The organism is Gammaproteobacteria bacterium (assembly GCA_013003425.1).
Lineage (GTDB): Bacteria > Pseudomonadota > Gammaproteobacteria > Steroidobacterales > JABDKV01 > JABDJB01.
On the sequence record JABDJB010000067.1, the window covers coordinates 107,321 to 120,727 of the forward strand.

Genomic DNA, 13,407 nt, shown 5'->3' on the forward strand with positions numbered 1-13,407 from the left:
ATCCGTAAATGGACTGAGTTTAATCCGCTAACCTCCGCGAGCCGTCCACAGATAGCGCGCTGTAACCGCTATGCAGAGAAATGCGGGAAGCTACAGAAAGTCTAGACTACGCACGCGAAGTATGGCGCCAGACTGCCGTTTTTCCCGGAACTCCAATCGGGTGCAGGATGATTGCTGCCCGATGGTTCAGCATTTTTGACCATGACGCTCTGCGCAAAAGTCATTGACACCTGCCCCGGACTGGTACAGCGGATACGCATTGGTGGCCGCCGACCACAGCAGCAGGCTGGCTGATGGCGCGATCAGGTGATAGCAAATAGCTGCTTTCTTGTTAATTTTTATCAGCCTGGCTGCGGGTTGCTCGCGATTTGTGCCGGCAACCAGGCGATCCGGTTAGATTTTCCGCGGCCCATTGGTCAGAATATCCGACCCGGAACCCTGAGGCTCTCGTGTCTGGTAACCGCAAAAACATCACTCTGGACCGCCCGTTTGCGATGCATCGCGGTGGGGAGCTGCACGGCGTGCAGATCGCTTATGAGACCTGGGGTCGACTCAGTGCGCAGCGCGATAACGCGATACTGATATTCACCGGCCTGTCACCTTCGGCGCATGCGGCGTCGGCGGCCAGCGATCCTTCGCCCGGCTGGTGGGAGGACATGCTAGGCCCGGGTCGCGCGATCGATACTGATCGCTACTTCGTGGTTTGCGTGAATTCACTTGGCAGCTGTTTTGGATCGACAGGCCCGGCTTCGCCGGACCCGGCCACCGGCGAGCCGTATCGGTTGGATTTTCCAATCCTGTCGATCGAGGACATTGCCGCGGCGGGCGGGGCGGTCGTCGACCAGCTGGACATCGTGCGTCTGGCGCATGTCATCGGGCCATCCATGGGCGGCATGACGGCATTGAGTTTTGCGATGATGTTTCCCGATCGGGTGGGCGGGCTGGTCTTGATTTCATCCGCTGCCCGCGCGCTGCCGTTCGCCATTGCATTGCGGTCGCTGCAGCGTGAGATCATTCGCGCTGACCCCGCATGGAACAGTGGTAACTACAGTGGGCACGGCGCCGAATCCGGCATGCACCTGGCGCGCAAGCTTGGCATGATCAGCTACCGTTCAGCCGCTGAATGGAAAATGCGGTTTGGCCGCGAGCGCGCTGCCGCTGAGGAGCGACAGCCAGACCATTCTTTTGGTATCGAATTCGAAATCGAATCCTATCTCGAGCATCATGCGCGGAAGTTTACCGGCGCATTCGATGCCAACTGTTACCTGTACCTGTCGCGAGCAATGGACCTGTTTGATGCAGCGGATCATGGTGGTTGCCTGGAAACCGGTGTCGGCTGTGTCGAGGCTGAGCGGGTGCTTCTGATCGGCGCGCAAAGCGACATCCTGTTTCCACTGGAGCAACAACGGGAGCTTGCGCAGCTGCTTGCTGCCCCTGGACGTGAGGTCGTACTCGAAGAGCTCGCGTCAATCCAGGGTCACGATTCTTTTCTGGTCGACATGGACCGGTTTCGCCCGGTCCTGGCGCGTTTTCTGGCCTGACGGCAGCGGCCGTAATGAGCCGCCGCCATCAGATCGTCGCGTCTTGTTTACGGCGCCGGTTCCTGCCACTCGCCAGAGATCCACTCGATGTAGCACCCCTGGGTGAAATGCACGCGCATCTGGAAACCCGCCAGGCTGGCGTCTTCAATTTCATCGTCAAAAATTATCTTCAGCAGCCTGCTGCTGCCGGCTTCTACAATGCGCTTGTCATAGTCGCCTTCCAGGTCCGGCCGTGCTATCAGCGCTGACGAGCCGGTCCGGTCCTGGTCGAAGAACTTGTCGCCGTCGAGTTTCATCTCTTTCAGCTTGTCGGTGACATTACCGGGCCAGTTCAGCTCGATGTGGTCCACTGCTGCATAGGTGTCGGACGTGTTGCTCAGCGTCCAGCGAATTTCCTTGTCCTTGCTATGCAGACCAGAGCCGCTGATTTCACACGGCGACGGTGGCGTTACTACTACGCCGACGTAATCAGCACCGCCGCAGGCCGCGTTGGTTGACTCATCCGATTCGGCCAGCAGAGCGTTCACACCCGAAGCCATGACCCATGCGGAACCTGACACCGTGCGGGTGCTTGCAGGTGGCAGCGTATGAGATTGCTGGTAAAGCGTGCGTGTCGGGGCTTCGCGCGTGATCGCCGTCAGCGCCTGGTTTTTCTTGTTGCGCAACACATAGTCGTAGTCAACCGGCGCCCCCAGGCCCAGGCCATTGATGGCCACCAGCGTCAGGCTGCCAAACTGGTCGCCGGCTGCAAGTGGTTCGGAGCAGGACGTGTGAATTCGTAACGCCTCGGTGCCGGCCGTGTTGGCAATCTCGATATCGGTGTCGCCGCCATCCCTGGGTATCGTAAATGCGGCTCCCGGCTCTACCGGAAAACTCTCGCCGGATTCGAGGGTTACGGTAATGGCCTCGGATGCATCGATATCACCGGAACACTGGAATTTGTCAGGCTGGGCGTGATCGGATGCGGCGCAGCCACCACCGGAGTAGACAAAAGTCAGGTGCCGGACTTTATCCAGCATTTTGCAATCGGCCCACTGGCCCTGCAGCTGACATTCGCTGGTACTCGCTTCCGCCTGAGTGCAGCGCAGCTCGCCGCTGTCGTCGACGATACCTTCAAGTCGCCAGTCGTTTACAAGATCAGACTTATTGTCCTTGTCATTGCCTTGCGGCAAGCCACAGTCTTCCGGCCCGTTCATTTCCACATCGCCGCATTCGAGATGGAAGCGGGATTCGCCCAGCTTCAATTCGGTGCCTGCTACAAAGATTTCCCAGGTTGAGCTGCTGCCGGCATCTTCCAGCCCGGACACGGTGACCGTCTGGCCCTGGACCACGTTGTCAATATCGGCCAGGACATCCGCATCGCGATTGCCGCGGTGTGCCACTAGCCGGATGGCCTGCTCGCCGGCCCAGGTCACGGAAAGTTCATGTACCGGCTTTTCGCAGGCATAAAGTTCGCTGGCCAGCGACGCTACGCGACAGCTGGATTCAACACTCAATGGACAGCCGACATAGCCCAGGTCGAGCCTGACGCTGCTCTCATTGTCATCGTCGTCATCGATCTCGAGGTTCCAGCCGCCAAGGTCTTCCTCGTCTTCATCATCGTCGTTGTCGCCGTTTGTGCCGGCGATCAAGCCGTCTGGCACAGTTGATTCATTGATTACCGCCAGGTATTCGCCTTCACACAGATTGCCAAACTGATAATTCCCTGTGGCGTCTGTAGTTGCGTTTAGCGCGCCGCCGACGCCATCTTCCTCAAACAGCTGCAGCGATATGCCCGGCAGGCCCGGCTCACCGGCATCGGCTATGCCATCGCCATTGAGGTCATGCCAAAGGACGCCGGCGAGATTTGCAGCGCAGGCGACGTTCGGGGATCCGCTGCCGGAGATTTCTGCGTGTGCGCCAGCCGATAGCAGGAGCATTGATATGAGTGTAGAGAGAGTTGTAGTTTTCATTTTTTATTTCCCGATCCGGGGGTTTTGAAAGGTGCGATCTGGTATACGCCCACACCCATGCGCGCGACATCTTCAGTCGGGTCGCTTGTTTCTTTTTCTATCAGCCAGTTGTCGGCGCGTTCGAGAAACGCCTGGCCCTCTTCGTTGAGGAAGTCTGTAAAATCTTTGACGGCGCTGACCGGAACGAGCTGGTTGGTGGCAAAGCGTTCAAACCGGGCGCGCTGGTCTTCATCGCGATACAGGTTCCACGAGCCGGTTTCGGCAAGGTCGCGGACTGCCATGCATACGCGCTTCGTGGCGCCAGGGTCGCTTTGCTGCGGTGTGTAAGAGCGCACCAGCACCCGCAGCATTCCGTGCCGGGTGGTTGTCACGGCGCCGACGTTGCGCAGTTCCTTCAGCATCGCGGTAATTGGCACCACTTTGCCGCTGTATTTTTCGTACAGGTCTTTAAAGCTCGGCGAACCCTTTTCCAGTGGTAATTGCAGCGGTTGCCCGCTGGCGTCGAGGAAATCCGGGTCGGTATGCCATGCCATCAGAATCCGCGATGCCGGCCGCACCTGGTCGATCGGTTGCGTGTTGGCGTCTTCAGGGCCGCTTGCGAGCTGGTCCAGCTCCTGTTTTACCCGGGTACGGGAAAGCCCGGTGAGCAACGCAATGCGCGAGTTGTTTGTGCGTCGGCCGTCGAGGCCAAATTCGTTTGCTGCAACCTCCACATAAACCGATCGGCAGATCTCCGCAAACCGGCTGAACGGCAGGCCGGATCGAAGCAGGATTCCGACGATCGGTCGCACCAGCATGCGCGCCATTCGTTCGGCAAGACTGTCTTTGTTGCTGTCTGAGGTCATTCTTGCTTTCCGTTATTTGCAGTCTCCAGCACAAGACTGACCTGTTCCCCCGGGCCCATTTGGAATGCCTTGCTTCAATTGCGAGGTGGTTTTGCGGGCCCGCCGCCACGACGGCGGAAATATAAACTGAATTTTAACTCATCCTTGTCGATTATTCCCGCACAAGTGCCTGATTTGACTTATGGGCGGTTGTCATAAGTTGGTTCAACTACGGCCAGATTGTGAAGCGGTTTGCCTTAACACGTCAAAAGCGCCTAACATTGGCGATATATGAACAAATAATGTTCATCTTGAAATAACAAAATCCAACTACAACAAGAATCAATGGCTGGAGAACCAAAATGAAGAACCTCTCCCCTGGGCGGCGTATCGCGGCGTTGCTGTTTACCTTAATCATCGCCTTACCAGCCATGGCCGGGCCACGCACTGGTCCGTCGGGGCCGGGGGTCATCGAGCCGGTAATAGTCGGTCCCAGTCCGATCCAGCGTCCGTGGATGCCGGCGGGCGAAATCCCGATGATCGAGTCACGGCTTGGCTTCATGATCGAGTCACCGCTGTTGTTCTTTAACAATACCGGCGTACTCAATTATGACGCTGGCCCCGGGTTGATCGAAGTCAACGCAGTGCCGCTGGCAATACGTGTCAGCCTGCTCGATCCGCCTATCCTGGTTTTTCCCAGCGGCGGCAACCGATACCTGAGTATCGGTGCGGTACTCGACAGCGCCGGCAACCTGGTTGGTGGTGTGCCCGGGGATGACCTGGAGATAGTCGGTGAAGTGACTATTGATGGCACTACGTATAGCGGTGTGCTGTTAACAGGTGAAGTTACCGGGTATATGGGTGAGAACGGATCCGGTACGACGGATTTTCATTCTTTCCGCTTTACCACTACCGGCGGACTGCTGGCCGACTTTTATGGCTCTGACATCGGTATTGAGCTGACCAGCGAAATGTCGGATTACACGGGCAATTTCCTCGTTGATTTTTCCGGCGAAGCCAAGGGTAATGTCGGCGTTGTCGAATGCACCGGCACCATTGGCGATTTTGTCTGGCTGGACCTCAACGGCAACGGAATTCAGGACGACGGCGAGCCGGGCATCGAAGGTGTGGGCCTGACCCTGCGTGACAGCAGTGGCAATGCGCTGGCAATGACCATTACGAATTCTGACGGTATTTATCAGTTCAGCGGACTGTGCGCCGGTGATTACCTGGTGACCGTCGATATGCCGCCACCTGGCCTGGAAATTACTGATATCGGGGCGCCCGGCAGCAACGACGAAAACGACAGTAACGATCCGGCCGGAACGCCGGTAACGCTGCCGGATAACTCTTCCAACGATCACGATACCGATTTCGGTTATGTCGAGCCGCAGCCCGCGTCGCTCGGCGACTTTGTCTGGAATGACCTGAACATGAACGGCATCCAGGATGCTGGCGAGCCGGGTATACCGGACGTGCTGGTGCAGCTGAAAGACTGCAGTGGCAACGTGCTGCAGACCACAATGACCGACGCCAACGGTTTTTACGAGTTCACCGGGCTTGATGCCGGCTGTTATATCGTCGGATTCATCCTGCCGCCGGGCTTCGAGTTTTCGCCAGTCGATCAGGGTGGTGACGACACCGTCGATAGCGATGCCGACCCGACCAACGGCATGACCGGGCAGATTGATCTCGACCCGGGTGAAAACGACCCGACCAACGATGCCGGCATGTTCCGGCCGCCGATCGGTTCGCTGGGTGACTATGTCTGGAATGACCTCAACATGGATGGCATCCAGGACAGCACCGAGCCGCCGATCGAAGGCGTCATGGTTAACCTGTACGACTGTGCCGGAAACTTCCTTGGTACCACGACCACCAACAGCGTCGGCTTTTACGAATTCACGAATCTGGCCGAAGGCTGCTACCAGGTCGAGTTCATCCTGCCGCCGGGCTTCGTGTTCTCGCCGCAGGACCAGACCAGCGATGGTCTCGACAGCGACCCGGATACCACCACCGGTCTGACCGGGCCGATTGATCTTGGTCAGGGCGAAAACAATCCGGATATCGACGCCGGAATGTTCGTGCCGCCAAGCGCCCGACTCGGCGACCGTTTCTGGGAAGACCTTAACGGCAACGGCATCCAGGATCCGGGTGAGCCGGGTATACCCGGCGTGACGGTCAACCTGTATGACTGCGATAACAATATTCTTGACACAACGATTACCGGCGCCAATGGCGACTACCTGTTCAACGAACTGCCGGCCGGCTGCTACGTAGTCGAATTTGTGCCGCCGCCGGAATGCGTCCTTACCGGGCAGGATGTCGGCATGGACGACACCGCCGACAGCGATGCCGATACCGGCACCGGCCAGACTACGCAGATAGACCTGGCCGACATGGAAAGTGATCTCACCTGGGATGCCGGTTGTTATTACCCGGCAGGGCTCGGTGATTTTGTCTGGAACGATCTCAACCAGGACGGTATCCAGGATCCGCTGGAGCCTGGCATTGAAGGTCTGACCGTGGTGCTGCTCGATGGCGACATGATGCCCACCGGCATGACCACGACCACCGGCCCCAATGGCGAGTACCAGTTCACCGGCCTGCAGCCGGGCAGCTATTTCGTTCAGTTCACGGCGCCGGCCGGATTTGTATTCACCCTGCAGGACGTCAATGCGAACGCCAGCGACACAGTTGACAGCGACGCGAGTGGAACCGGCAAGAGCAACAAGATTGATCTGCAATCGGGTGAATTTGACCCGACCATCGATGCCGGTGTTTACGTGCCGAATGACCCGGCTATAAGCATCGAGAAGTCGACCAACGGTGCGGATGCCGACTTCCCGACCGGGCCGTTTATCCCGGATGGCGAACCGGTGTTGTGGGAATACGTTGTAACCAACACGGGTAACGTCACGCTTACGGGAATTGCCGTCACCGATGACCAGGGCGTGATCGTGAACTGCCCGCAGACCATGCTGGACCCCGGCGAGTCGATGACCTGTACCGGTAATGGCGACGCAACTGTTGATCAGTACGAAAACCTCGGCGCCACTTGCGGCACAGATTCTGCCGGCACCGAAGTGTGCGATGACGACCCAAGCCATTACTTTGGCGCCAACCCGTCTATCGACATCGAAAAAGCCACCAATGGCGAAGATGCTGACGACCCGACCGGTCCGTTCATAACACCGGGTGAAAGTGTCACCTGGACTTACGTCGTGCAGAACACCGGTAATGTCACGTTGAGCAACGTGGTGGTGACAGACGATCAGAACGTCACTATTACCTGCCCGCTGAATGAACTGACACCAGGTCAGATCATGGAGTGCACCGCCGCCGGCGTTGCAGTGGCTGGCCAATACGAAAATCTGGGTAGCGTAGTTGGTACCCCGACCGACAACGACGGCGACCCGATTACGGGCGAGCCGGATGTTACGGATGAGGATCCGAGCCATTACTTTGGTGCGTTGCCGGGTATCGACATCGAGAAATCAACCAACGGTTTCGATGCCGACAACCCGACAGGTCCGTTCATTCCCACCGGCGATGCCGTGCTGTGGGAGTACGAAGTGACCAACACAGGCAACGTGACGCTGAGTAACATCACCGTCACGGACAACCAGGGTGTAATGGTCTCCTGCCCGGGCGATACGCTCGAGCCGGGCGAGTCATTTATCTGTACAGCCAATGGCACGGCGCTTGCCGGCCAGTACGAAAACCTCGGTACGGTGATTGGCGACCCGCCGCAGGGCATGCCTGTCGATGACGAAGACCCGTCACACTATTTCGGTGCCAACCCGGCCATCGACATCGAGAAGTTCACCAATGGCGTGCAGGCTGACGATCCGACCGGACCGTTCATTCCTGTCGACGGTGCCGTGCAGTGGACCTACGAGGTGACTAACACCGGTAACGTCGACCTGAGTAACGTGATGGTGACCGACAGTGAGGGAGTCCTCGTTTCCTGTCCGGCCGACACGCTGGCCGCGGGAGCTTCATTTACCTGTACCGCCAGCGGCACGGCCGTCATCGGCCAGTACAACAACGTTGGCGACGTGATTGGTACTCCGCCCGCCGGCGCCGGCGATCCGGTTACCGACAATGATCCAAGTCATTATTTCGGCGCCGATCCGTCGATCGACATTGAGAAGGCCACCAATGGTGCCGACGCCGACAACCCGACCGGTCCGCTGGTTGAGCCCGGCTCGGTTATCAGCTGGACTTACGACGTGACAAACGACGGCAACGTCACGCTGAGCAATATCGTGGTAATCGATGACCAGGGAGTGACGGTGGACTGCCCGCGCAGCGAACTGGATCCGGGTGAGTCGATGACCTGTACCGCCAGCGGCATTGCCGTTGCCGGCCAGTACACGAACCTCGGTACAGTCGTAGGCACGCCGCCCGAAGGATTGCCGCCGGTCGACGATGAAGACCCGTCGAACTACTTTGGTGCGGCACCGGCCATCGACATCGAAAAACTCACCAATGGTGACCAGGCGGATGACCCGACCGGGCCATTCATCACCATCGGTGAAGATGTCAACTGGACCTACATTGTTACCAACACTGGCAACATCGACCTGTTCAACATCGTGGTCAGCGACGACCAGGGTGTGACCGTCAGCTGTCCCGCAGCCACGCTGGCGCCGGGAGCTTCGTTCACCTGCAGCGCGATGGGCATCGCCGAAGAAGGCCAGTACATGAATACTGGCAGTGTCATCGGCGAAGCCGACTTCGGCGGCCCGGTCGATGACAGCGACCCGAGCCATTACTTTGGCGCGCGTCCGGCGATCGACATCGAAAAAGCCACCAACAATGAAGATGCCGACCTTCCGACCGGTCCGATCGTTATGCCTGGTTCCACGGTCAACTGGACTTACGTGGTAACAAATACGGGTAACGTCAACCTGATCAACATCATGGTGACTGACAACCAGGGCGTGACAGTGTCCTGTCCGGAAACCGAACTGGCACCGGGTGATTCGATCACCTGTACCGCCAGCGGTATCGCCATCGAAGGCCAGTACGACAACGTCGGTACCGTAGTTGGTACGCCGCCGGTCGGTCCTCCGGTCAATGATTCCGATCCAAGCCATTACTTTGGTGCGGTTCCGGTAATCGATCTCGAGAAGCTGACGAATGGTGAGAATGCCGACGACCCGACTGGCCCGGTAGTGGCAGTTGGTTCGACGGTGACCTGGACTTACATCATTACCAACATGGGTAACGTTGCGCTGGACAATATCGTGTTGACTGACAGCGTGCTGGGCCTGATCAGCTGTAACGAAGGCCCGATCCCGTCACTGCCGTCCAATGGCGGCAGCTTTATCTGCACCGTGATGGGTACCGCGACTGCGGGTCAGTACGTAAACCTCGGCAACGTCTGTGGTGATGATCCGATGGGCGTGGAAGTCTGTGATGACGACCCGAGTCACTATCTCGGCGCCATGCCGGCGATCGACATTGAGAAAGCCACTAACGGTGAAGATGCCGACGACCCGACCGGGCCGTTTATCGAAGCCGGCGGTCTCGTGACCTGGACTTACCGCGTCGAGAACACAGGCAACGTCCCGCTGACCGACGTCATGGTCAATGACGATGTAATTGGCGCCATCAGCTGTCCGCAGAGCACGCTGGCAGTGGGCGAAGTCATTACCTGCACCGCGACGGGCACGGCAGCGCCGGGTCAGTACGAGAATATGGGTGATGTAGTGGGCACACCGCCGCCAGGCGCCGGTGGCCCGGTTACCGATGAAGACCCGAGTCATTACTTTGGTGTGACGCCGGCAATCGATATCGAGAAGCTGACCAATGGTGTTAACGCCGATGACCCGAATGCTGGTGATGCACCGCAGATCCTTCCGGGCGATCCGGTTACCTGGACTTATATCGTGACCAACACCGGCAACGTTACGCTTACCGGCATAACGGTCACTGACGACCGCGGTGTGGCCGTTGTTTGTCCCGCCGATACGCTGGCACCGGGAGACTCCTTCGAGTGCAGCGCGATGGGCACCGCTGAAGAGCTGGGCTTTGCTGGCGAAGTGGTACCGGGCATGTGCGGCACGCGGCCGAATCAGCCGTTGTACGAAAACACTGGTACCGCCAGCGGTATGTCACCGCTGGGCGCATTCGTGCAGGACAACGACGTCAGTCACTACTGCAACCCTGAAGTTTGCGCGCTTGAGGTCAGCAAGACCTGTCTGATCCCGATGCCGCCGGCTTCGAACTTTGCCTGTGACAAGCCAATTGACAGCCTGACCATGATCTACAACATGGGGCAGCCGATTCGCGTCAAGGCCTGGAAGGGCCCGGTGGGTAGCGAACTGCTGGCAGACATCGACGATATCCAGCCCGGTGAAGAAATCACCGTGATGGGTTATGCCGGTTCACCCAACGACGTGTTCTGGGAGGTCTTTGCGGCCGGTACCAGCACCAAGCTGGGTGAGTCCAAGTTCCACCTGTCCTGCTCCGACGGCAACATGAACGGACCGGAAGACTGTGGCCTGTCGCAGGGCGACGGCAAGGACGACGACTCGAGCTTGCTCAATATCTGGCTGCTTGAAGGCATGGTTGATGCCAGCGGTACGCTGGACTGCACACCGCCTGCCACCACAGGTGTCAGCGAGTGTGAATTCCAGTCCTTCCCGGCCAGCTGCGAAACCGGCGATGCCGACTTCCTGACCTTCCAGTACACCGGCGGCGGGTGCGCGGCCAGTGACAACAGTCAGGGTGACCACGAGTGCTCCGGTTCGACAGACGGTGGCTCCGCAGCAACCTTCACTGATGACGACGGCAACAGCGTGACGCTGCAGCCGGGCGACACGGTGACTATTGCGAGGAACCAGGCCAAGGACATGACGCTGACCAATGCCGGTGGTACCGAGACCAACCTGCTGCACACATCGTGCTCGCAGCCGATCGCCGCGGGCGATGTTTACGGCAGCCTCACTCTGGTGCAGATCGATGGCATGGGCGTTGGCACTGATGTCGTGTATAGCTACGAGATCACCAACGCCAGCGACGTCGATATCGTCAGCCTGGCCGCTATCGACAACATCCTCGGTCCGATCCCGGGTGCGCCGGCCAGCCTGGCTGCCGGTGCGAGCGTCACGCTCACTGATTCGGCGTTCATCATCGATACGGTTACCAATACCGCCATCGTCGATGGCAGCACCGCCGACGGACAGATGTGTAACGGCACCGATACGGCTACCGTGACAATTCTGCCGCCGCCGCCGTGCGATGTGGACGGAGAGGGCGTGCTGGATCTTTCCAGCGACAAGGCCAAGTGGGAACTGACCAACAACGGTGCCTTCACGGCGAGTATCGAAAGCGTCGACATCACGTGGCCGGCTGCCAACGGCGACCTGATTGAGGTCAAGCTGGGTGGCGACAAGATCTACGACATCGATCTGCCGCCGAACTCGGCATCGCTGGGTCCGAACGACTGGATCGACGATCTGGACAAGCGCCAGATCGCGCCAGGCGACACGCAAACGCTTGAGATCAAGTTCGACAACAACGTGATTGGGCCGCAGACCGACTACCAGATCACGGTAACGTTCGAGGAAGGCTGCTCGGTGACCTTCGAGAACACCGGGCTGCCGTTCGAGTGCAACACGGACATTACCGAACTGAGCATGATCTGGGATGGCACTGCCGACCCGATCCAGGTGAAGGCCTGGAAGGGCGACGTGGGGTCCGAGCTGCTGCTCGACCAGAGCGGGATCACCGTCGGACAGGAAGTCACGGTCTCCGGTTACGGCGACCAGCCCAACGACGTGGTGTGGGAGATTTTCTCCGGTGCCACCAAGCTGGGCGAGTCGAAGTTCCACATGTCATGTTCGGACAATGAAATGAACGGCGCCGAAGACTGTGGCAACCGCCAGGGGAACGGCAAGGGTAACGACAGCGATCTGATCAACGATTGGTTGCTGGAAGGAATGGTAGATGCAGACGGCCCGTTTGATTGCTCAAACCTGCCGTAGATGGACAACGGGTGCCGGCGTGCCGGCACCCGTCATTTTTCTAAGAAACTATAAGAGGACAAATAAAATGTTTATCAAGCAACGATTGGCCCTGACAGGATTGCTGGCCGCGTTCGCGCTGGCTGCATTGCCCGCCTCGGCGACGCCGCTGAACCTGGATATGGTGGACGCACCGGATATCGCTTCATTCGGTATTGGTTTTTCCTACGATGCGGCCTCAGATATCTTCTCTGCTACCGGCACAGCGTTGACGGTCGAGAATCCGCTGGGTATCAGTACAGATATTCTTGGCGTTTTTAGTCTTGACGCAGAAATCGATGACACCGGCGCGTTGATTGGCGGCAGCTTCTCGATTATGGACCTGCTTACCCTCGACACGCTCATTGAGGGAGCACTGGTCGACTTCGGGTTTGCCGGCAGCACGTTTGAGTTCCTGTTTGCAGTCGGTGGCGGAACGCTGGCAGCCGATTTCGGCGATTTCGGCGGCATCCTGATGACCGACCTGAGCTTCGGGCTGGCAGACTTCTCAGCCAACTTTGCCAACGGCAATAACGCTGTCGCGGACACCGCGGCCTTGCGTGCGTCGGAGCCGGGCATCCTGTTGCTCCAGGCACTCGGGCTGACAATGTTGCTGCTGGCACGCCGGCGCCGTGCCTGAACAGATCTTACCGAAGACCTCGCGACAATAAGCCAAGGCGAATTGTCGTTTGTGGGGCCGCTTTGCGGCCCCTTTTTTTTGCCGAGGATTGAGTCCGCCGCGACTACCCGCAACCATGCTCCGTGGGAGCGACTTCAGCCGCGACTGCCCGCGATCAGTTCCCCGTGGGAGCGACTTCAGTCGCGACTGCCCGCGATCAGTTCCCCGTGGGAGCGACTTCAGTCGCGACTGCCCGCGATCAGTTCCCGTGGGAGCGACTTCAGCCGCGACTACCCGCGATCAGTTCCCCGTGGGAGCGACTTCAGTCGCGACTGCCCGCGATCAGTTCCCCGTGGGAGCGACTTCAGTCGCGACTGCCCGCGATCAGTTCCCCGTGGGAGCGACTTCAGTCGCGACTGCCCGCGATCAGTTCCCCGTGGGAGCGACTTCAGT

5 protein-coding genes are annotated in these 13,407 nt (G+C 58.8%); 3 read left to right on the plus strand and 2 right to left on the minus strand.

What is annotated here, in order from left to right; genetic code table 11:
• The first annotated feature begins 449 nt into the window (after positions 1-449).
• Positions 450-1,541: a homoserine O-acetyltransferase gene (locus HKN06_10080; protein NNF61660.1), complete on the plus strand. Its 1,092-nt coding sequence runs from the start codon at positions 450-452 to the stop codon at positions 1,539-1,541.
• A gap of 47 nt (positions 1,542-1,588) precedes the next feature.
• Here the strand turns inward: HKN06_10080 and HKN06_10085 are convergent, their stop codons facing one another.
• Both HKN06_10085 and HKN06_10090 read right to left on the minus strand, forming a co-directional pair.
• Positions 1,589-3,493 (minus strand): hypothetical protein, encoded by a 1,905-nt coding sequence (locus HKN06_10085; GenBank protein NNF61661.1) that lies wholly within the window; start codon positions 3,491-3,493, stop codon positions 1,589-1,591.
• The gene (locus tag HKN06_10090) at positions 3,490-4,338 is read right to left on the minus strand and encodes a hypothetical protein (protein NNF61662.1); all 849 of its coding nucleotides are present in this window, start codon (positions 4,336-4,338) and stop codon (positions 3,490-3,492) included. Before HKN06_10090 ends, HKN06_10085 begins: the two co-directional genes overlap by 4 nt.
• A 341-nt stretch (positions 4,339-4,679) precedes the next feature.
• Between HKN06_10090 and HKN06_10095 the strand changes: the two genes are divergently transcribed.
• Together HKN06_10095 and HKN06_10100 are read left to right on the plus strand one after the other, a co-directional pair.
• A complete protein-coding gene (locus HKN06_10095) occupies positions 4,680-12,317 on the plus strand; it encodes a hypothetical protein (GenBank protein NNF61663.1) in 7,638 nt (2,545 codons plus the stop codon).
• Positions 12,318-12,384: 67 nt separating this feature from the next.
• Entirely contained in the window at positions 12,385-12,975 is a 591-nt protein-coding gene (locus tag HKN06_10100) for a hypothetical protein (GenBank protein NNF61664.1), read from the plus strand.
• Positions 12,976-13,407 lie beyond the last annotated feature (432 nt).